General features: G+C 67.4%; 20 protein-coding genes. 8 read left to right on the forward strand and 12 right to left on the reverse strand.

Features of this window, described 5'->3' with window-relative positions; translation table 11 throughout:
• Positions 1-167: 167 nt before the first annotated feature.
• A complete protein-coding gene (locus RI03_RS00020) occupies positions 168-1,676 on the forward strand; it encodes a lipopolysaccharide biosynthesis protein (RefSeq protein ID WP_026046320.1) in 1,509 nt (502 codons plus the stop codon).
• Positions 1,677-1,737: 61 nt separating this feature from the next.
• Here RI03_RS00020 and RI03_RS00025 read toward each other — a convergent pair whose 3' ends face one another.
• Positions 1,738-2,166 (reverse strand): CBS domain-containing protein, encoded by a 429-nt coding sequence (locus RI03_RS00025; RefSeq protein WP_026046321.1) that lies wholly within the window; start codon positions 2,164-2,166, stop codon positions 1,738-1,740.
• A 77-nt stretch (positions 2,167-2,243) separates the two neighbouring features.
• Here RI03_RS00025 and RI03_RS00030 point away from each other — a divergent pair, with 77 nt between their 5' ends.
• Positions 2,244-2,519, forward strand: coding sequence for a hypothetical protein (locus RI03_RS00030; RefSeq protein ID WP_026046322.1), 276 nt, complete (start codon positions 2,244-2,246; stop codon positions 2,517-2,519).
• Positions 2,520-2,581: 62 nt separating this feature from the next.
• On the opposite strand, the gene RI03_RS00035 is transcribed toward RI03_RS00030, so the two are convergent.
• The 4 genes from RI03_RS00035 to hisS form a co-directional block, all read right to left on the reverse strand.
• Entirely contained in the window at positions 2,582-3,682 is a 1,101-nt protein-coding gene (locus RI03_RS00035) for a DUF4167 domain-containing protein (RefSeq protein WP_037514545.1), read from the reverse strand.
• 256 nt (positions 3,683-3,938) lie between these two features.
• The gene (prmC, locus tag RI03_RS00040; protein ID WP_026046323.1) at positions 3,939-4,757 is read right to left on the reverse strand and encodes a peptide chain release factor N(5)-glutamine methyltransferase; all 819 of its coding nucleotides are present in this window, start codon (positions 4,755-4,757) and stop codon (positions 3,939-3,941) included.
• A gap of 124 nt (positions 4,758-4,881) precedes the next feature.
• Positions 4,882-5,955 (reverse strand): peptide chain release factor 1, encoded by a 1,074-nt coding sequence (gene prfA / locus RI03_RS00045; RefSeq protein ID WP_010214353.1) that lies wholly within the window; start codon positions 5,953-5,955, stop codon positions 4,882-4,884.
• Between the two features lie 166 nt (positions 5,956-6,121).
• Entirely contained in the window at positions 6,122-7,366 is a 1,245-nt protein-coding gene (gene hisS, locus RI03_RS00050; RefSeq protein ID WP_010214354.1) for a histidine--tRNA ligase, read from the reverse strand.
• Between the two features lie 233 nt (positions 7,367-7,599).
• Here hisS and RI03_RS00055 point away from each other — a divergent pair, with 233 nt between their 5' ends.
• The 4 genes from RI03_RS00055 (at position 7,600) to ppa (ending at position 11,748) form a co-directional block, all read left to right on the forward strand.
• Positions 7,600-8,427 (forward strand): sulfite exporter TauE/SafE family protein, encoded by an 828-nt coding sequence (locus tag RI03_RS00055; protein ID WP_010214356.1) that lies wholly within the window; start codon positions 7,600-7,602, stop codon positions 8,425-8,427.
• A gap of 44 nt (positions 8,428-8,471) precedes the next feature.
• Entirely contained in the window at positions 8,472-9,125 is a 654-nt protein-coding gene (locus tag RI03_RS00060; protein WP_010214358.1) for a DUF1345 domain-containing protein, read from the forward strand.
• Positions 9,126-9,207: 82 nt separating this feature from the next.
• Complete coding sequence (locus RI03_RS00065; RefSeq protein ID WP_010214359.1) at positions 9,208-11,115, forward strand: M61 family metallopeptidase; 1,908 nt, start codon at positions 9,208-9,210, stop codon at positions 11,113-11,115.
• Positions 11,116-11,175: 60 nt separating this feature from the next.
• Complete coding sequence (gene ppa / locus RI03_RS00070) at positions 11,176-11,748, forward strand: inorganic diphosphatase (protein WP_010161681.1); 573 nt, start codon at positions 11,176-11,178, stop codon at positions 11,746-11,748.
• 64 nt (positions 11,749-11,812) lie between these two features.
• Here ppa and RI03_RS00075 read toward each other — a convergent pair whose 3' ends face one another.
• The 6 genes from RI03_RS00075 to ispG form a co-directional block, all read right to left on the reverse strand.
• Positions 11,813-12,181 carry a TfoX/Sxy family protein gene (locus RI03_RS00075; RefSeq protein WP_010214361.1) on the reverse strand — a complete coding sequence of 123 codons (369 nt, stop codon included), beginning with the start codon at positions 12,179-12,181 and terminating at the stop codon, positions 11,813-11,815.
• The gene (locus tag RI03_RS00080) at positions 12,181-12,660 is read right to left on the reverse strand and encodes a GNAT family N-acetyltransferase (protein ID WP_010214362.1); all 480 of its coding nucleotides are present in this window, start codon (positions 12,658-12,660) and stop codon (positions 12,181-12,183) included. The genes RI03_RS00075 and RI03_RS00080 overlap by 1 nt, the downstream gene beginning before the upstream one ends.
• Positions 12,657-13,484, reverse strand: a complete 828-nt coding sequence (locus RI03_RS00085; RefSeq protein WP_010161678.1) for an EamA family transporter — start codon at positions 13,482-13,484, stop codon at positions 12,657-12,659. The genes RI03_RS00080 and RI03_RS00085 overlap by 4 nt, the downstream gene beginning before the upstream one ends.
• A 62-nt stretch (positions 13,485-13,546) precedes the next feature.
• Positions 13,547-13,927, reverse strand: coding sequence for a type II toxin-antitoxin system VapC family toxin (locus RI03_RS00090; RefSeq protein WP_010214364.1), 381 nt, complete (start codon positions 13,925-13,927; stop codon positions 13,547-13,549).
• Positions 13,924-14,214: an AbrB/MazE/SpoVT family DNA-binding domain-containing protein gene (locus RI03_RS00095; protein ID WP_010214365.1), complete on the reverse strand. Its 291-nt coding sequence runs from the start codon at positions 14,212-14,214 to the stop codon at positions 13,924-13,926. Before RI03_RS00095 ends, RI03_RS00090 begins: the two co-directional genes overlap by 4 nt.
• Before the next feature lie 36 nt (positions 14,215-14,250).
• Positions 14,251-15,393, reverse strand: a complete 1,143-nt coding sequence (gene ispG / locus RI03_RS00100) for a flavodoxin-dependent (E)-4-hydroxy-3-methylbut-2-enyl-diphosphate synthase (RefSeq protein ID WP_026046324.1) — start codon at positions 15,391-15,393, stop codon at positions 14,251-14,253.
• A 132-nt stretch (positions 15,394-15,525) separates the two neighbouring features.
• On the opposite strand from ispG, the gene RI03_RS00105 reads away from it, so the two are divergent.
• Both RI03_RS00105 and RI03_RS00110 read left to right on the forward strand, forming a co-directional pair.
• Positions 15,526-16,668 (forward strand): acyltransferase family protein, encoded by a 1,143-nt coding sequence (locus RI03_RS00105; protein ID WP_010214367.1) that lies wholly within the window; start codon positions 15,526-15,528, stop codon positions 16,666-16,668.
• Positions 16,665-17,591: an isoaspartyl peptidase/L-asparaginase family protein gene (locus RI03_RS00110; RefSeq protein ID WP_010214369.1), complete on the forward strand. Its 927-nt coding sequence runs from the start codon at positions 16,665-16,667 to the stop codon at positions 17,589-17,591. The genes RI03_RS00105 and RI03_RS00110 overlap by 4 nt, the downstream gene beginning before the upstream one ends.
• A gap of 12 nt (positions 17,592-17,603) precedes the next feature.
• On the opposite strand, the gene RI03_RS00115 is transcribed toward RI03_RS00110, so the two are convergent.
• On the reverse strand, positions 17,604-18,647 hold the full coding sequence (locus tag RI03_RS00115) for a YeiH family protein (RefSeq protein ID WP_010214370.1): 1,044 nt from the start codon (positions 18,645-18,647) through the stop codon (positions 17,604-17,606).
• Positions 18,648-18,803: the final 156 nt, after the last annotated feature.

Raw genomic sequence — 18,803 nt, forward strand, 5'->3', positions numbered from 1 at the left:
AACTGCAGAAGCGAACCGTTCGGTCCGTCGCTGCGGTGACACCCCTCTATGGCCGGCACACGATTCGGTCAAACGCTTTTTTGCACTTTTCTTTCAATTGCGCGTCAAACCCGCGGAACTCCGCGGATTCAGGCCTCCTTAAAGCCTTGCGCGCTACGGCTGAACGGATGGCGTCCCAATCCGAATCCCCCCCTGCCCGCGCTGAATCGCTCGCCGATCAGGTGCGCAGCGCCGTGATCTGGCGGTCCGGGAGCCAGATCCTCGCGCAGCTGGTGCAATGGGCAGCGACCTTCCTCGTGATTCGCCTGCTCGACCCGCACGATTACGGTCTGTTCGCGATGACCGGGGTGGTGCTGGTGTTCCTCAACATGCTCAACGGCTATGGCCTGGCGAGCGGGCTGATCCAGAAAGCGGAGATCACGCAGCGTGACATCCGCCAGCTGTTCGGGATGCTGCTGCTGCTCAACCTCATCCTGGCGGCAATCCAGGCGCTGCTGCTCGCGCCGGCCGCCGCCGCCTATTATCGCCAGCCGATCATTGCGGACATGCTGCGCGTCCAGGCGCTGCTGTATCTCACCACCCCCTTTATCGCGCTCCCTTATGCCCTCCTCTCGCGCAGCCTCGATTTCCGGATGCAGGCGCGCGCCAATATCATCGCGTCGGTCGCAGGCGCCGGTGCAGCGCTCGGCGGCGCGCTGGCCGGGCTTGGCGTCTGGACGCTGGTGCTTGCGCCGATCGTGCTGTTCGGGGTCCGCGCGATCGGCATGACGATCGCGGCGCGCTCGCTCGTCTGGCCGAGCTTCGACTTTCGCGGTGCAGGGGCGATGGCGCGGTATGGCGGGGTGATGGCGGTCGGCCAGTTCTTCTGGTTCGCGCAAAGCCAGGCGGACGTTTTCATCGCAGGGCGCAACTTCAGCCCCTATACGCTCGGCCTCTACAGCGAGGCGCTGTTCCTGACGCAGATCTTCGTGTCGAAGATCGTCCCCCCACTCAACGAAGTCGCCTTCTCGGCCTATGCGCGGATCCAGCACGATCGGGCGGCGGTGGCCACCGCGTTCAACCGCAGCGTGCGGATCATCATGCTGGCGGCGCTGCCGTTCTACTTCGGTCTGGCAGTCGTGGCCGAGCCGCTGGTGCTGACGGTCCTGGGCGACAAATGGCGCGGGGCCGCCCCGGTCGTGCATCTCCTCGCGCTCGCCATGCCGTTCATGACGCTGCAGGTCTTGCTGCAACCCGCGTGCGACGCGCGCAATCGGCCCGGGATCGGCGTCCGCAACGGCGCATTCGGTGCTGTCGTGCTCGCGACCGGGTTCCTGGTTGCGGTGCCCTATGGGCCGACCGGACTCGCCGCGGCGTGGATCTGTGCGTATCCGGTCTATCTCGGCTTCAGCCTGTGGCGGTCGCTCCCGGTGATCGGCACCACGCTCCGCGCGGTGATCGTGGCGATCGCCCCCGGGTTGATCGCCGCGGTGGCGATGGCGCTGGGGGTGATGCTGGTCGACCGGCTGCTCCCCGCGATGGGGCCTTTCCCGCGGCTGCTGATCCTGGTGGCGAGCGGGGTGACGCTCTATGCCGGGTGGCTCGGGCTGTTCGCCCGGAGCGTGGTGCGCGAGGTGCGCCAGACGATCCGGCGGACGCCAGCGGACGCGCGCCCGGTAATCGAACCAGCGGTTTAGGGCGTCGATTCGATCGCGCAGGCGGCGCAGGGGTCTCGCGCCGCCCACAGTCAGACCTTGCTCAGGCGGACTGGATGTAGCTGCGCATCGCCTCGGCATCCGCCTCGATCCGGTCGATGCGATATTTGACGAGATCGCCGATCGACACCATCCCGACGATCCGATCGCCGTCCACCACGGGCAGATGGCGGATCCGGCGCCGCGTCATCAGCGACAGCGCGCCGATCACCGCTTCGTCGGGACCGACGGTGATCGCAGGCGCGGTCATGATGTCGGCGACGGTCTGGCCGAGCGCGTCATTGCCCTGGCTGGCGACCGCGTAGATCACGTCGCGTTCCGAGAAGATGCCGACGATCCGCGTTCCGTCGAGCACGGGCACCGCGCCGATCCGGCGTTCCGCAAGCAGCGCGACCGCCGCGCGCACGCTCTGATCCGCGGTGACCGAGACGACCTCGCGTCCCTTGCCGCCCAAAATGGCTCCGATCGTCATCATCGCTCTCCTGTCTGCGCTCGCTATCCGAGTCTCCAGGCGCTTGAGGATTTCACGTTTGCGCGGCAATGGGAAGCATGCCGAAGCGATCAGGCCTCGATGACCCCGACTATGCTGCGTTCGCGTGGGCGCGCTACCGCCGGGTGCTCGGCTGGATGGCGATCGTCGCGGTCGTGTTTATCGCGGGCGCGATCCTAGTGCTGGAACAGGTCTACGGACCGCTGGGCTGGGTCGCGATCCTGGCGGTGATCGGCGGCGCGGGCGGATCAATCATGCTCGCCGCGGCGCTGATGGGGCTCGTCTTCCTCAGTTCGGGAAGCGGCCATGACGAATCCATCGACGATCCGGAATAAAGGCTGACCGACCGCCCGGGCCGACCGTCCGAGCGCGGGGCCCGGGCGGTCGGCAAACGGGTTCAGGCGACCGGATCGGTCTCGCGCACGATCGGCGGGCGACCGCGACGCCGCCGAGGCTTTTCGGCGGCATCGGCTTCGGGGTCGTCGGACACGACCGCCGAGACATTGAGCGACGGCGGCAGGAGATCCGCCGAGAAGCTGTTGTCGTCGGCAGAGTCATCCTTGAGCTCGGATGCGGTAGCAACCGGCGCGGTCGCGGCATCGCGGCGCGGACGCCCGCGACCGCGACGCGGCGGCTCGGCGGCGTCGGACTGGACCGGCGCGGCCTGTTCCGTCGTCACCGGCACGGCCTCGGACGCGGCGGCGTCCTGACGGGACTCCTCGTCACGACTGTCGGGGCGGCTATCGGTCCGGGCGTAGCGATCGTCCGTGCCCCGCGGCGCATCGCGCTGCTGGTCCCGCTGGCGCTCGTACCCGCCGTCGTCCTGGCTCGCGCCGTTGTGCGACCGCCGTGGGCGCTCGGACGAATCGTCGCCGCGTGCTTCGACCGCGCCATTCTGCTGGTCGCCGTTGGCGCGATTGCCGCCGCGCTGATACCCGCGATCACCGTCGCCGCGCTGGTCGTTCCGGGTGTCGTTGCGGTTGCCGTCATTGCGTCCGGACTCCGCGCGCGGTTCCTGACGGTTGCTGTCGGAGCGGTTGCCGTCCGAGCGGTTGCCGTCGGAACGCGTGTCCTGGCGACCCTCCTGACGATACCCGTTCTGGCCGTTCTGGCCGTTCGGGTTGCCGCGCTGCTGCTCCACGGGGGCGATGCGCTCGCCTTCGTCCTCGAATTCGGTATCGTCCTCGTCGAGCGTCGCACCCTGGATGCGACGCTGGACCGGGCCGCCATTCTCTTCGATCCGCGCGCGCGTTTCGGCCAGCACGCGGAAGTAATGGTCTGCGAACTGGAGGTAATATTCGACGTTGACGCGGTCGCCCTGCATCTGGGCGTCGCGCGCGAGCGTCTTGTATTTCTCGAGCAGTTGCGCCGCATTGCCGCGGGCGCGATTGTCGATCCGGTTTCCGGTATCGAGACGGCCCGGATTGCCACCACCTTGCGAGCGCTGTTGCTGCCCGCCACGGCCGCGACGGCGACCGGCCTGACGATTGTTGATCAAGTTCTTGTTGTCCTGTCCTTGGAAACCAACCGGGTCGTGCTCCAGAAATATGAATGCAAATGCCCCTTGCGCACCGACCGCCGACCATCGGCGAAGCGCGCTTGCCAGCGTCGCCGGACCGGGCAACTGCATGACGAAGGGAGCGGGCAACAGCCCATTTTCAACACGTTACGATGAAAATGCGTGCCCCTAGGGGTTGCAATAGCGGTTTGCTGCGCATTCTCCAAGCGGAATATTGGAAAAGCCATGCGATCCGTCAAGCCGCTTTCGTGGCGATCAGCGCACGCGGGTTGCCGCCCAGATCGTGCCGCAGGTCGACATCGAAACCCTGCTTTCGAAGCAACGCGCTAACCGAGTCCGCCTGGGTCGCGCCGATCTCGAGGATCGCCGCGCCGCCGGGCGCGAGCACCGTACGGAGCTGCGGGACAAGCCGGTAATAGTCCGCCAACCCATCCACCCCGGCGAACAGCGCTACACCGGGTTCATGCTCCGCAACCTCGCGCGGGAGGCTTTCGATTGTCCCGATGTAGGGCGGGTTGGCGAGGATCAGGTCGAATGTCTCGTCGATCCCGTCCGCCCAGTCGCCCGGCACGAAGCTCGCCCGATCCGCGATGCCGAGCGTTGCGGCGTTGCGCCGGGCGAAGCCGAGCGCGACGTCCGACTGGTCGACGCCCACCCCCGTCGCGGCCGGCCATTCCGCCAGCGCCGCAAGCAGCAAGGTGCCCGGGCCGGTCCCGAGGTCGAGGATGCGCGCGGGTGGCCGCTTCGCGAAATGGTCGACCGCCGCGTCGAGCAGCGTCTCGCTGTCCGCGCGCGGGACGAGGACGCCGGGGCCGACCGCCAGCTCGATCGTCCAGAAGGCGCGCGTCCCGGTGATATAGGCGATCGGCTCCTGCGCGAGCCGGCGCGCGAGCAGCGGGGCGAAGGTGTCGGGCACGACGGCGTCGAGCCGGGAGAGCAGCAGCGTCTCGCGCGGGATGGCGAGCGCGTGCGCCATCAGCAGTTCGGCATCGAGCCGCGGGGTATGGCTGAATGTGGCGAGCACGGCGGTTGCAGAAGCAAGCGCCGCCCTAATCCGCCCCTCCTCTTCAGGGGAGGGGTCGGGAGAGGCCTCGCAGAGACCACTGAAGTCGGGCGCGCTGCACAGCCCCACCCCAACCTCTCCCCCGAGGGGGAGGGGCTTAGACGTATCCGCCGCGTCAGCCATCCAGCGACGCCAGCCGCTCCGCTTCGTCCTGCGCGATCAACGCCCCGAGCAATTCTTCCATCTCACCCTGCAAGATCTCCGGCAACCGGTGCAGCGTCAGGTTGATCCGGTGATCGGTGACGCGCCCCTGCGGGAAATTATAGGTGCGAATCCGCTCCGACCGGTCGCCGGACCCGACCATCGACTTGCGTGCACCCGCGCGTTCGCTGTGGAGCCGCTCGCGTTCGGCCTCGTAGAGCCGGGTGCGTAAAACCTTCATCGCCTTGGCGCGGTTCTTGTGCTGCGACTTCTCGTCCTGCTGGATCACCGTCAGACCGGTCGGGATGTGGACGATCCGGACCGCGGAATCGGTCGTGTTGACCGACTGCCCGCCCGGCCCCGACGAGCGATAGACGTCGATCCGCAGATCCTTGTCGTCGATCTTGACGTCGACCTCCTCCGCCTCGGGCAGCACCGCGACGGTCGCCGCCGACGTGTGGATCCGCCCCTGCGCTTCGGTCGCGGGGACGCGCTGGACGCGGTGGACGCCGCTTTCGAACTTCAATTTGGCGAACACGCCCTTGCCCTCGACCGACGCGATCGCTTCCTTGAACCCGCCGCTTTCGGAACTCGAGGCGGAGATCAGCTCGACCTTCCACCCCTGCCCCTCGGCATAGCGCTGGTACATGCGGAACAGGTCGGCGGCGAACAGCGCGGCCTCGTCGCCGCCGGTGCCGGCGCGGATCTCGAGCATCGCGGCGCGTTCGTCCGCGGCGTCGCGCGGCAGCAACGCGAGCGACAGCGCACGCTCGGCCACGGGCAGCGTGCCGCGGATCGCCTCGATCTCCTCGCGCGCCATCGTCTTGATCTCGGGGTCGTCGTCGGCTTCCATGCCCGCGAGCACGCCAAGCTCGGCGCGCAACCGCCGCACCTCGCCCGCCGCGCGCGCGACCGGTTCGAGCTCGGCATATTCCTTCGACACCGCGACGAAGCGGTCGGACGGGAGGTCGCCGGTCGCCATCAACGCGGACAGTTCGTCACGCCGCGCCTCGATCTGCGCGATCCGTTCGGGGGAGATGGAGCTCATGCGGTGCGCATACCCTTCAACACTTCCCCAGCGACCTTCGGCACTTCCCCGGCGAAGGCCGGGGCCCAGTCGGGATGGCCGACGGAAGCGCGGACTGCCCGAGAACAATTGCCGTTCCACGACTGGGCCCCGGCCTTCGCCGGGGAAGCGAGTGAGACAAACGTCATCATGCCGCGACCAGTCGCTGCGTCAGCGTCTTCACCGTTTCATGTTCCACAACGTCCGCCGCCGCGCGCGTGCTGAACACGGGTGCATCCCCGTCGAGCCGCAGCCCGACGACGACCTTCGCCCCCATCTTCGCCGCCTTGTCGAAGCGTTTGCGTGGCGAGCCCGTCGCGACCATCTCGGCGGAGAGACCGTTCTCGCGGAACAGCTTCAGCGCGCGAAACGCCGTGGACATCGCGCCATCGTCCTCGACCGCAATCACGACATCGATCGTGTCGACCGCAGGCTCCTCGAGCAACATCGCCAGCCGCTCGATCCCCGCCGCCCAGCCGACGCCCGGCGTCTCCGACCCGCCGAGCGACCCGATCAGCCCGTCATAGCGCCCGCCAGCGAGCACGGTGCCTTGTGCGCCGAGCCGGTCGGTGACGAATTCGAACGCGGTGTGCCGGTAATAATCGAGCCCGCGCACCAACCGTGCATTGCGCGTCCACGCGACGCCGGCCGCATCCAGCCCCGCGGTCACCGCATCGAAAAAGCCACGCGCTTCCACCGTCAGATAGGCATCGATATCGGGCGCAGCGTCGGCAATCGGTCGGTCTCGCGGATCCTTGGAGTCCAAGATACGCAAAGGGTTGCGCTCCAGACGCGCGACACTGTCCTCGGATAGCGAATCCTTGTGCGCCTCGAAATGCGCGACCAGCGCATCCCGCCACGCATCGCGCGTCTCGGCATCGCCGAGCGTGTTGAGCTGCAACGTCACGCCGTCCGCGATCCCGAGGTCGTGGAGCAACTGGTCCGCGAGCACGAGCAGCTCGACGTCGGCGGCGGGCTCGGCCGCGCCAATCACCTCGGCGTCGATCTGGTGGAACTGGCGGAAGCGCCCCTTTTGCGGGCGTTCGTAGCGGAACACGGGCCCGTGCGTCGCGAGTTTCAAAGGCGCATATTGCTGCCACCCCTCGGTCAGATAGGCGCGCGCCAGGCCCGCGGTGAATTCGGGCCGCAGCGTCAGCGAATCACCGCCGCGATCCTCGAACGTGTACATTTCCTTCGACACGACGTCGGTCGTCTCGCCGAGCGAGCGCGCGAAGACTGCGGTGCTCTCGAACACGGGGATGTCGACGCGCTGGAAGCAATATAATTTGCGGACGCGATCAAACGCCTCGACCACGCGGGTGAAGCGGCGTTGCTCGTCGCCAAAGATGTCCTGCGTTCCACGGATACGCTTGGGGGTTTCGATACGGGCCATAGCCTGCGATTCTCTAGGCGAGCCCCGCGCGTTGCGCCAGATGCTTGTCGCGCTGCAGTGACCCGGGGTGCTTGACACGTTCCGCGCTGCGCCGCAGCATCCTTCGCAACGGGCGCGGTCACAGCGCCTTTTCAGCATCCGCAGGGCCACACCGATCTTTTCGGAAAGGGTTCGATGCGCCTCCTGTCCCCCCGCCCTTCGTCGCCGCCACCACACCCCGACGGTCGCGCCGCATGAGCGCGATGCTTGGCTGGGCGCCGGTCATCCTCGCGTTGCTCGCCGCCGGGCTGTTCGCCGGGTTCGCGGCGGGGCTGTTCGGCATCGGCGGCGGGTTCGTCGTGGTCCCCGCGATGATCGCACTGCTGCCGCTGCTCGGGGGCGATCCCGCCGAATATACGCATGTCGCGATCGGCACCTCCTTCGCGACGATCGTCGTCACCGCGCTTCGCTCGACGCTCGCGCACGCGCGGCGCGGCGCGGTCGACTTCACCATCCTGCGAAGCTGGGCACCGTGGATCGTGCTCGGCGTCGGGGTCGGCGTGGTGCTCGCGCAGCGCATGACCGGCCAGACGCTCGCACTGATCTTCGCGGGCGGGATCGCGCTGATGTCGATCAACTTCCTCGTCCCGAAACTCGCGCGGCGACAGGTCAGCGACACGATGCCGAGCGGGGGCGTCCGCGCCGCGATCGCGGGGTCGCTCGGGCTGTTCTCGTCGCTGCTCGGGATCGGAGGGGGGACGGTGGCGGTGATCGTGATGACGCTGTGCGGCCGCACGATCCACAAGGCGATCGCGACCGCGGCGGGGTTCGGCTTCATCATCGCGGTGCCGGGGACGATCGGCTGGGTGCTGATCGGGCTCGGCAAGCCCGGGTTGCCGGTCGGATCGCTGGGCTATGTCAACGTGCTCGGCGCGGTGGTGATCACGTCGATGTCGATCCTGACCGCGCCGCTCGGCGTCGCCGCCGCGCACGCGCTCCCCGCCGAACCGCTCAAGCGCGTGTTCGGCGTGTATCTGCTGTTCATCGCCGGCGTCATGGCGCGGCGTGCGCTGCACCTGTAACACGCGGGATTGCGGCGGCGCGAAAGCTCTGCAACACCCGCGTCATGGCTTTCGACATCGGCAACAAGGTTGCTCCGCCCCGCTTCATCCTCTTCACGCTGCTGTTCGTTGCCGGGCTGTTCGTCGCGATCCCGCCGCTCGGCTGGGGTCGTGGGACGATGGCGTCGTTCGATGTCGCGGGCGTCTTCTTCCTGGTCGCGATCCTGCCGCTGTTGCGCCGGGGCGAGGCCGGGGCGATGCGCAAGCAGGCGGCTGCGAACGATGCGAACCGCGCCGGCCTGCTCGTGCTGACCGGGCTGACGATGCTCGTCATCCTGACGTCGGTGTTCAAGGAGACGCAGGGCAAGACCAACCTGGTCGGCACACTGCTGATCATCGGGACGCTGGTGGTGGCGTGGCTGTTCTCGAACACCATCTACGCGATGCATTATGCGCATCTCTTCTATTCCGACGACGAAGACGACGGCAAGGATCAGGGCGGGATCGATTTCCCCAAATGCGACGAGCCCGATTACTGGGACTTCCTCTATTTCAGCTTCACGCTGGGGATGACCTTCCAGACCTCGGACGTCGAAATCTCCTCGCGGCGGGTGCGGCGGACCGTGCTCGGGCAATGCCTTGCCGCGTTCGTCTTCAACATCGGCGTGCTCGCCTTCTCGATCAACGTGCTCGGCAGCAGCAGCGGCGGCGGCGGCTGATGGGCTGGACGCGCGCCGCCTTGCCCGCTTAAGTCACCGTAACAGCGTAATTTCCTTTCCTCCCAATGCGAAAGTCCCCTGCATGATCCGTCGCGTCGCGCTCACCGCCGTCCTGCTGTCCACCGCCGCGCCGGTGCTGGCGGAAAATTCCAAGCCGCAGCCGGTGCCGATCGTCGACACGATCCCGGCCGCGCAGGACGTGCCCTTCCCCGGCACGATGACGCTCGACATCGACGCGACCGACACGACCCGCGGGATCTTCACCACGCGCGAGACGCTGACCGGGGTGCAGGCGGGGGCGATGACGTTGCTGTTCCCCAAGTGGCTGCCCGGCAACCACTCGCCGACCGGCCAGCTCGACAAGCTCGCCGCGCTGCACATCCGTGCGGGCGGCAAGGAGCTCGCATGGACGCGCGATCCGGTCGACGTCTACGCCTATCACATCGACGTGCCCGCGGGCGTGAGCAAGCTCGACATCGACCTGCAATTCCTGTCGGCGACGAAGGAAGACCAGGGCTCGATCGTGATGACCCCCAACATGCTGCGGCTCCAGTGGAACTCGATGAGCCTGTACCCGGCGGGCTATTTCACCCGGCAGATCCCGGTGAAGGCGACGGTCAAATATCCGGCTGGGTTCACCGCCTCGTCGGGCCTGCCGTCGAAGGCGAGCGGCGCGACCTATTCGTACGAGAAGACCAATTACGAAGTGCTGGTCGATTCCCCCGTCCTCGCGGGGCGCTATTACAAGCAGTGGGCGCTGAGCCCGCGCGTCAACCTCGACGTCTATGCCGACACCGCCGCCGAGCTCGCCGCGACGCCGGAGCAGATCGCCGCGCACAAGCGGCTCGTCGACCAGGCGGTCAAGCTCTACGGGTCGCAGCATTACGACACCTATGAATTCCTGCTGTCGATCTCGGACCTGATGGGCGGGATCGGGCTCGAGCATCACCGCTCGTCGGAAGACGGCGTCAAGCTCGGCTATTTCACCAAGTGGAACGACGGCCCGGGGCCGCGCAACCTGCTGCCGCACGAATATAATCACAGCTGGGACGGCAAGTTCCGCCGCGGCGCGGACCTGTGGACCCCCGATTTCCGCATGCCGATGCGCGGCAGCCTGCTGTGGGTCTATGAAGGGCAGACGCAATTCTGGGGCTATGTGCTCCAGGCGCGGTCGGGAATCGTCTCGAAACAGGACACGCTCGACGGCTATGCGATGATCCTCGCGAGCCTCGACAACCGCCCGGCGCGCAACTGGCGCGACATGGTCGACACCACGAACGATCCGGTCATCTCGCAGCGCCGTCCGAAGGGCTGGACCAGCTACCAGCGCTCGGAAGACTATTATAACGAGGGGCTGCTGGTGTGGATGGAGGTCGACTCGATCCTGCGCCGCCAGTCGGGTGGCAAGAAGTCGATCGACGATTTCGGCCGCGCCTTCTTCGGGCTGACCGATGGCGATTATGGCGAAGTCACCTACACGTTCGACGACGTCGTCAAGACGCTCCAGGCGATCCAGCCCTATGACTGGGCGGGCCTGCTGACCAAGCGCCTCACCGAAACCGGCGCGCGTGCGCCGATTACCGGGTTCGAGAACAACGGCTACAAGCTCGTCTACAGCGAGGAGCCGACGCTTACGTTCAAGAACGCCGAGTCGACCCGCAAGACGACAGACCTTACCTATTCGATCGGCGTTTCGCTCAACAAGGAGGGCGGCGTGACCGGCGTCGGCTGGGACAGCGCGGCGTTCAAGGCGGGGATCACGGTCGGCGACAGCATCGTCGCGGTCAACGGCACGAGCTATTCGGACACCGCGCTGAAAGCCGCGATCACCGCCGCCAAGACCGGCAAGGCGCCGATCACGCTGCTCATCAAGGCGAACGATACGATCGCGCCGGTCGCTCTCGAGTATCACGGTGGGCTGCGCTATCCACGGCTCGAGAAGAGCGGGACGGGCGAAGGCGGTCTGGATCGTCTGCTGATGCCCCGCTAAAGGCAGGATAGCAGGCTTACTTTTGCATTAACCCAAATCAAGTCAAGACAGGACGACTCAATGCGCATCGACATGATCCCGGTCGGGAAGAGCCCGCCGGACGACCTTAACGTCATCATCGAAGTCCCGACCGGTGGCGAGCCGGTGAAATATGAGTTCGACAAGGCGAGCGGCGCGCTGTTCGTCGACCGCATCCTCCACACGCCGATGCGCTATCCGGCGAACTACGGTTTCGTGCCGCACACGCTGTCGCCCGATGGCGATCCGCTCGACGCGCTCGTCGTCGCGCGCTCGCCGTTCATCCCGGGCTGCGTCGTCCGTGCGCGGCCGATCGCGGTGCTCAACCTGGAAGACGAAGCCGGCGGCGACGAGAAGCTCGTGTGCGTGCCGGTCGACTCGACCTTCCCCTATTATTCGAACGTCAACGAGCGCGGCGACATGCCCGAGATCGTGTTCGAGCAGATCGAGCATTTCTTCACCCACTATAAAGACCTGGAAAAGAAGAAGTGGGTCCGCGTCGGCAAGTGGGGCGACCGCGAGGAAGCGCGCAAGGTCGTGATCGAGGCGATCGAGCGGTATGAAGAGGCCAAGAAGGCAGGCGATCCGGCCCCGGGCATGGACGTCGACGCCTGAAGCAAACGCCCATGCCTCAGCGCACGGGCGATCCCCCGTCACCCCGGAAAAGCCGGGGTGACGGTTATGGGCCCGGTGACTTCGCCGGCTTCTTCCGCTTCACCGGTGCCCGCATTCCCGCCGCAACCCCGAGCAGCGCCCAGTCGCGCAACGCATCGGCATCGTCATACACGTCATCCGGCGCGCGACGGTAGTTCATCGTGCCCGTCCGCCCTTCCCCCATGTCGTAGCTGAAGCGCGCGCACCCGGCGGCATCCCAGGCTCCATCGCTTTCCGCATCCGCCTTGAACCACAGCAGATCGCCCGCGACGATCCCGAAAATCGTCCCGTCAAGATAGAGCGTCGCCCCGCCCATCATCGCGCGCTTCGTCACCCCGCCGACCGGCGCGAGCGCCTCCTCGACCCAGGCGATCAGTCCCGGGTCGACCGCCATCAGGCCGTGTCCGCGAGCGTCGCAAGCGCGTCGCCGGTGACGCGGTAGACGGTCCATTCCTCCATCGGCAGCGCGCCGACCGAACGGTAGAAGGCGATCGCCTTCTCGTTCCAGTCGAGCACCGACCATTCGAACCGCGTGCACCCGCGCTCGACCGCAAGCGCGGCGAGATGCTTGAGCAACGCCTTGCCGACGCCGCTGCCGCGCGCTTCCGGCGTGACGTAGAGATCCTCGAGATACAGCCCGCGCCACCCGGTCCAGGTCGAGAAATTGTGAAAGAACAGCGCCATCCCGACCGGCGTCCCGTCGAGCGACGCGATTGCCGCTTCCGCCGCCGGATGCGCGCCGAACAGGGCGTTGTGGAGCAACGGCTCGGTCGCGACGACCTTGTCGGCGGCACGCTCGAATTCGGCCAGTTCGCGGACGAAATGCAGGATCAGCGCGACGTCGTCGGCGGTGGCGGGGCGAATTTCGATCATGCGGCGGCCTCGGTCTGGGGGGCGGGTGCGGCGGGGCCGCGAATGGCGAAGACACAGCCCGCAATGATGAGGGCCGCGCCGGCAAGGGTGTAGAGCGAGACGCGCTCGTCGAACACCCACCAGCCGAACAGCCCCGCCCATAGGAACGCGGTATATTCGACCGGGGCGAGCACCTGCGCCTCGGCATGGCTGTATGCCCAGGCCAGCGCCATCGCCGAAATCGACCCGAGCACCGCTGCGCCACCGATCGCGGGGAGTTGCGCCACGTTCGGGACCTCGGCGAACCACCAGGCTCCCACGAGCAACAGGGCGGTGAGCACGATGCTCGTGAAAAGTGCGACCTCGAGCGGATCTGCGACCTGCGCCTGTTGCCGCAGCAGGATCAGCGAATAGGCGTAGAAGATCGACGCCGCGAAGATTGCGACCGAGCCGAGCACATGGGCGGTCGAGGCATGCCCCTGCACCTCCCCCGCCGCGATCGCGAGCACGCCGAGGCTCGCGATCACCGAGCCGAGGATCGCCGCGCGCCGGATCGTCTCGCCGAGCAGGACGGCGGCGAAGAACAGCGCGATCAGCGGGGCGAGAAAAGTCAGCGCGACCCCCTGCGCCATCGGCACACGGACGAGCCCCCAGAAGAACAGCAGGACCGAAATCCCCCCGGTCGCCCCGCGCAGCGCATGGAGCTTCAACGCCGCCCGCCCCGGGAAGGCCCGCCGCCTGAGCAGGAACACCGTGCCGAGCAGCATGACCCCGACGAAGGAGCGCCACAGCACCGCGCTATACGCGCCGCTGGTGATGCTGAGGCCCTTCATCAAGACGTCCATCGCCGAATAGGTGCCGATACCGATCGCGGCGACCGAGAAGGCGTGCCTCGCGCTGCGAACGGTCACCGAATCAGCCGTATATCGAGGTCGAGACCGAGCTTCAGCCATTTGCCGTCGCACGTGAAGATCGGCCCGCCCGTCGCGATGCCGAGCGCCAGACAGGCCCGATCCGCGAAGGATGTTCCGGTACGATCGACTCGCGGATGCAACGCAGCGGCGATACGGGCGTCCGTCAAAGCGAATGGGGCGATCACGATGCCCAGCTTCGTCAGTTGCCGTTCCACGTCGGAACCCGCGATATCGCGCCGCGCGCTCTTATGCAGCACTTCATCGAGATTAACCGCGGACAGCAATGCGCCATCGCTATGCGCGATCACGATATCGGCGCCGGGTTCTTCGAAGATGACAGCGAGGATCGACGACGCATCGAGAACGGGAGTCACCGTTTACCCGCCAGCCAGTCGTCCATCTTCTGCTGTTCCAGCCGCGCCTGTTCCTGCCGCTCTGCAAGCAGCTCATCGACGATGCTGCCCTTCACTGCGGGGCCGCGCAAAGCCCGGAACGTCGATTGCACTTCCTGCACAACCTGGGCGCGGGTCTTGAGAACGATATGACCCGCCTCGTCCCGATCAACGGTCAGCGAGTCGCCCGGTTCGATTCCCAACTCGCGCCGAAGATCGGCGGGAATCACGAGCTTGCCGCCTGCGATGACTTTGGCATGATAGGTCATGGTGGGTCCTCCAGGACCCACCAGATAGCACAGGACCTATTCCGCCGCCACGGGCACCGGTGCAGCCGCGGCCAGCGCCGCCTCATGCGCCTCGATCGACGCGGCCTTGTCCTCGACCAGCTTGACGATGTGTTCGAGCATGTCCTCGCTGTTGACCGTGTGGTCGGTCACGCCCGACAGATACACCATGTGCTTGCCGTTGCCGCCACCGGTCAGCCCGATGTCGGTCTCGCGCGCCTCGCCGGGGCCGTTGACGACGCAGCCGAGCACCGACAGCGACATCGGCGTGCGGATATGCTGGAGCCGCTCTTCCAAAGCCTGCACGGTGCGGATCACGTCGAACCCCTGCCGCGCGCACGACGGGCACGACACGACTCGCACGCCGCGGTTGCGGATGCCGAGTGACTTGAGGATCTCGAACCCGACGCGGACTTCGTCCTCGGGCTCAGCCGAAAGCGAGACGCGGATCGTGTCGCCGATCCCGGCCCACAACAGCGAGCCGATCCCGATCGACGACTTGACCGTCCCGCCGACGAATCCACCGGCCTCGGTAATGCCCAAGTGCAGCGGGCAATCGACCTGCTCCGCCAGCTGATGATAGGCGGCGACCGCGAGGAAGAAGTCGGACGCCTTCACCGCGACCTTGAACTCGTGGAAATCATGGTCCTGCAGGATCTTGATGTGATCCATCGCGGATTCGACCAAAGCATCCGGGCACGGCTCGCCGTATTTTTCGAGCAGATGCTTCTCGAGGCTGCCGCCGTTGACGCCGATCCGGATCGCACAGCCGTTCGACTTGGCGGCGTCGATCACTTCGCGCACGCGAGACGCCGAGCCGATATTGCCCGGGTTGATCCGCAGGCACGCCGCGCCCGCGTCTGCGGCTTCGAGCGCGCGCTTGTAGTGGAAATGGATGTCCGCGATGATCGGCACGCGGCTCGCGCGGACGATCTGCTTCAGCGCGGCGGTGCTCTCGACGTCGGGGCAGGAGACGCGGATCAGGTCGACGCCAGCGTCCTCGCAGCGGCGGATCTGGTCGATCGTCGCGCGCGGGTCGCTGGTCGGCGTGTTGGTCATTGTCTGGACGGTGACGGGCGCGTCGCCGCCGACCGGCACGTTGCCGACCATGATCTGGCGGGACTGACGGCGCATGATATCGCGCCACGGACGTAGGGACATGGGGAGAATTTCCTTCGCTGCGGGGCCGATATAGCGTCTCGATCGCCGAACGGGAACCTTTTGCCGCGCGAAAGCGTGGGCACTCGCCCGGTCGCGCTGGCCAAAGCGCGATCATCGGCTAAGGGAAGCGCGATGGAACGGCATTATGGTCTGGACTGGCTGCGAATCGGCGCGTTCGGCCTGCTCATCTTCTACCATATCGGCATGGTGTTCGTCCCTTGGGGCTATCACGCCAAGACCGCGCACCCGATCCCCTGGGTGGTGGTGCCGATGCTCGCACTCAACAGCTGGCGGTTGCTGCTGCTGTTCGTCGTCTCGGGCTATGCCAGCCGCGCGTTGCTGGCGCGCGGGCACGGCGCGGGCCGGTTCGCGCGCAACCGGACGTGGCGGCTGCTGCTCCCATTGCTGTTCGGGGTGCTGGTCGTCGTGCCGATCCAGCCGTGGATCGAGCTGACGACGCAGCGCGGCTACGCCCACGACTTCGGCTATTTCCTGCTCCACGACTATTTCCGCTTCGCGCGCGTGCGTGGGCTGCCGCTGCCGACGTGGCAGCATCTGTGGTTCGTCGGCTATCTCTGGCTGTACACGATGCTGCTGGTGGTAGGCGTCGCGCTGGTCGGGCGGCGGAGCCTGCAGCCGCTGTTCGACCGGGTGTTCGGCACGGTGCTGGTGTGGCTGCTGCCGATGGCGTGGCTGGTGCTGGTCAGCGCGTGGCTGTTCCCCGGGATCGGGCCGACCAACGACCTCGTCCGCGACAGCGTGTCGCACGCGCAATATCTCCCCGGCTTCCTGTTCGGCTTCGCGCTTGCCGGCTCGCCCGCGGCACTTGCGGCGATCCATCGCTGGTGGCCCGCGGCCCTGATCGTCGCGGTCGCAAGCTACGCGACCGCCGCCGCGATCGAGCTGCGCTGGCCGGGCGGGAGCATGCCCGGCTGGCCCTATGGCACGCTGTTCGCGGCGTCGCGCGCGGTCCAGGGGTGGAGCATGGTCGTCGCGCTGATCGCGCTGGCCGACCGCTTCCTCAATTTCGACCGGCGCTGGCGGCGGACGCTGACCGAGGCGGTGTTTCCCTTCTACATCATCCACCAGACGATCATCGTCGGGGTCGAGGGCGCGTTGCTGCCATTCGCCTTGTCGCCGCTCGCCGAATTCGCGGTGCTCGTCGTCGCGACGATCGGTGGCTGCTGGCTGTTTTACCTGATCGGGCGCGAGATCGGCTGGCTGCGGCCGCTGATCGGGCTGCGTCCCTTCCCGCACAAGGAACACACGACATGAGCTGGACCCTGATGCTCCACGGCGGTGCCGGGCAAATGACGCCCGCGACGCTCACCCCCGCGCAGGTCGAGGGGGCGACCGAAGCGCTCGGCCGCGCGCTCGATGCAGGCGCGGCGGTGCTGGCAGGCGATGGCAGCGCGCTCGACGCGGTCGAGGCGGCGGTGCGCGTGCTGGAAGACGATCCGCACTTTAATTCCGGCCGCGGTGCCGCGCTGACGCACGACGGAGTCGCCGAGCTCGACGCCGCGATCATGGACGGGCGCGACCGCAACGCCGGGTCGGTCGCCGGCGTCACCGCGACGCGGCATCCCGTGTCCTTGGCGCGCGCGGTGATGGCGCACAGCCCGCATGTGCTGCTGAGTGGCGCGGGCGCAGACATGTTCGCGCGCGAACAGGGTTGCGAGGCGGCGACGCAGGACTGGCTCGTCCTCCCCGAACGCCGCGCGCAACTGGCGGAAATGCTCGCGGGCGGCGGCGCGTTCGACGTCGACATGAAATACGGCACGGTCGGTGCGGTCGCGTGCGATTCGCATGGCCATGTCGCCGCCGCGACTTCGACCGGGGGCGTCACGGGCAAGCGCTGGGGCCGGATCGGCGATTCGCCGCTGATCGGCGCGGGCACCTATGCCGATGATCGCGCGGGCGCGGTGTCGTGCACGGGGTCGGGCGAATTCTTCATCCGCGTCGGCGTCGCGCACGAAATCTGCGCGCGCGCGCGGATCGGCGGCATGCCGATGACCGAAGCCGCCAAGGCCGTGCTCGACGAAGTGCGCGCGATGGGCGGGACCGGCGGGGTGATCGTCGCGGCGCCCGATGGCACCGCGGCATGGCATTTCACCACCCCCGGCCTGTACCGCGCGCGGCTGTCGTCGGAGGGCGGGCGCGAGATCGGGGTGTTCGGCGAGTCGCCAGGGGCCGCGTAAGCCGCCCGCTCCCTACCCGATCAGGAACACCGCCGCCCCGAGCGCGAGCGCAAACGCCGCCAGCGTCGCGATCAGGATCACCAGCAACGGCTTGGGCCCGGCCTCGAGCAATTGCGCGAGCGGCGAGCGGATCGCGGTCGCGGTCACTGCGGCGGCAAGCATCGCCGCCGCCGCCTTTTCCGCGCCGGTCGCAACGATCGGCGGAATCACCCCAAACGAATTGATCCCAGCGAGCACGAAGAATCCGACCACGAACCACGGAACCCCCGGCCCCTTCGCCTTGCCCGCCCCGCCGTTCGGGTCGAACCGCGACAGCCCCACCGCGACCACCGCCAGCACGGGGGCGAGCAGCGCGACGCGCGTCAGCTTGACGATCGCGGCGATCCCGCCAGCGCCGTCGCTGTAGGAATAGCCCGCGCCCAGCGCCTGCGCGACGTCATGGATCGCCGCACCGAGCAAGAACCCCGCCTTGAGGTCGCTCATGTGGAGCGCATGCGCGACCAGCGGGTAGAGCATCATCGCCGAGGCGCTCATCGCGGAGATGCCGACCAGCACCAGCGTCAGTTGCGCCTGCGTCGTGCGCTTCTCGCCAAGCGTCGTCGCCAGCGCCATTGCGGCGCTCGCACCGCAGATCGCGACCGACCCGCCCGCGAGCAACCCGAACGCGGTATCGAAGCCGAACCGCCGCGCCGCGAACACCCCTGCCGCCATCGTAAGGGCGACGATCCCGACGACGCTCAGCAACGCGACCGGCCCGAGCGCGACGATCTGCCCGAACGTAATCCGCACGCCGACCAGCACGATCCCCCAGCGCAGCAGCGAGCGCGACGCGAACGCCAGCCCCGGGGTCAGCCGCGAATCCGCGCTGAGGAAGTTGAGCGCAAGGCCGATCAGCAACGCCATCAGCGTCAGCGGCACGCCGTAATGATCCGACAGGAACCCCGCGGCGAGCGTCCCCATCACGACCACCACCAGTCCCGGCGCATACCCCCGCCAGTCGCGTTTCGGCGTTGCGGAGACGTCACCGTACAGGTCGCCGTAGAGATCGGCCGCCATCGGCAGCGGACGGTTCGGTTGCCTGGATGCCATCGCGCTTCACCGACCCTTTTTGCGTCACCCCGGGCTTGTCCCGGGGTTCACCGTGCCGCACACCGCACCTTCATGTCTTGGAGCGCGGCAGACCCCGGGACAAGACCGGACGACGGAATGCGA

It is taken from the genome of Sphingomonas sp. PAMC 26621, assembly GCF_000251145.1.
Lineage (GTDB): Bacteria > Pseudomonadota > Alphaproteobacteria > Sphingomonadales > Sphingomonadaceae > Sphingomonas.

What these genes read in the sequence shown, in the direction of transcription:
- RI03_RS00020 (WP_026046320.1), top strand. Translation starts at nt 168, where the DNA reads ATGGCGTCCCAATCCGAATCCCCCCCTGCCCGCGCTGAATCGCTCGCC.
- RI03_RS00025 (WP_026046321.1), bottom strand. Translation starts at nt 2,166, where the DNA reads ATGACGATCGGAGCCATTTTGGGCGGCAAGGGACGCGAGGTCGTCTCG.
- RI03_RS00030 (WP_026046322.1), top strand. Translation starts at nt 2,244, where the DNA reads ATGCCGAAGCGATCAGGCCTCGATGACCCCGACTATGCTGCGTTCGCG.
- prfA (WP_010214353.1), bottom strand. Translation starts at nt 5,955, where the DNA reads ATGAGCTCCATCTCCCCCGAACGGATCGCGCAGATCGAGGCGCGGCGT.
- hisS (WP_010214354.1), bottom strand. Translation starts at nt 7,366, where the DNA reads ATGGCCCGTATCGAAACCCCCAAGCGTATCCGTGGAACGCAGGACATC.
- RI03_RS00055 (WP_010214356.1), top strand. Translation starts at nt 7,600, where the DNA reads ATGAGCGCGATGCTTGGCTGGGCGCCGGTCATCCTCGCGTTGCTCGCC.
- RI03_RS00060 (WP_010214358.1), top strand. Translation starts at nt 8,472, where the DNA reads ATGGCTTTCGACATCGGCAACAAGGTTGCTCCGCCCCGCTTCATCCTC.
- RI03_RS00065 (WP_010214359.1), top strand. Translation starts at nt 9,208, where the DNA reads ATGATCCGTCGCGTCGCGCTCACCGCCGTCCTGCTGTCCACCGCCGCG.
- ppa (WP_010161681.1), top strand. Translation starts at nt 11,176, where the DNA reads ATGCGCATCGACATGATCCCGGTCGGGAAGAGCCCGCCGGACGACCTT.
- RI03_RS00075 (WP_010214361.1), bottom strand. Translation starts at nt 12,181, where the DNA reads ATGGCGGTCGACCCGGGACTGATCGCCTGGGTCGAGGAGGCGCTCGCG.
- RI03_RS00080 (WP_010214362.1), bottom strand. Translation starts at nt 12,660, where the DNA reads ATGATCGAAATTCGCCCCGCCACCGCCGACGACGTCGCGCTGATCCTG.
- RI03_RS00085 (WP_010161678.1), bottom strand. Translation starts at nt 13,484, where the DNA reads ATGGACGTCTTGATGAAGGGCCTCAGCATCACCAGCGGCGCGTATAGC.
- RI03_RS00095 (WP_010214365.1), bottom strand. Translation starts at nt 14,214, where the DNA reads ATGACCTATCATGCCAAAGTCATCGCAGGCGGCAAGCTCGTGATTCCC.
- ispG (WP_026046324.1), bottom strand. Translation starts at nt 15,393, where the DNA reads ATGTCCCTACGTCCGTGGCGCGATATCATGCGCCGTCAGTCCCGCCAG.
- RI03_RS00105 (WP_010214367.1), top strand. Translation starts at nt 15,526, where the DNA reads ATGGAACGGCATTATGGTCTGGACTGGCTGCGAATCGGCGCGTTCGGC.
- RI03_RS00110 (WP_010214369.1), top strand. Translation starts at nt 16,665, where the DNA reads ATGAGCTGGACCCTGATGCTCCACGGCGGTGCCGGGCAAATGACGCCC.
- RI03_RS00115 (WP_010214370.1), bottom strand. Translation starts at nt 18,647, where the DNA reads ATGGCGGCCGATCTCTACGGCGACCTGTACGGTGACGTCTCCGCAACG.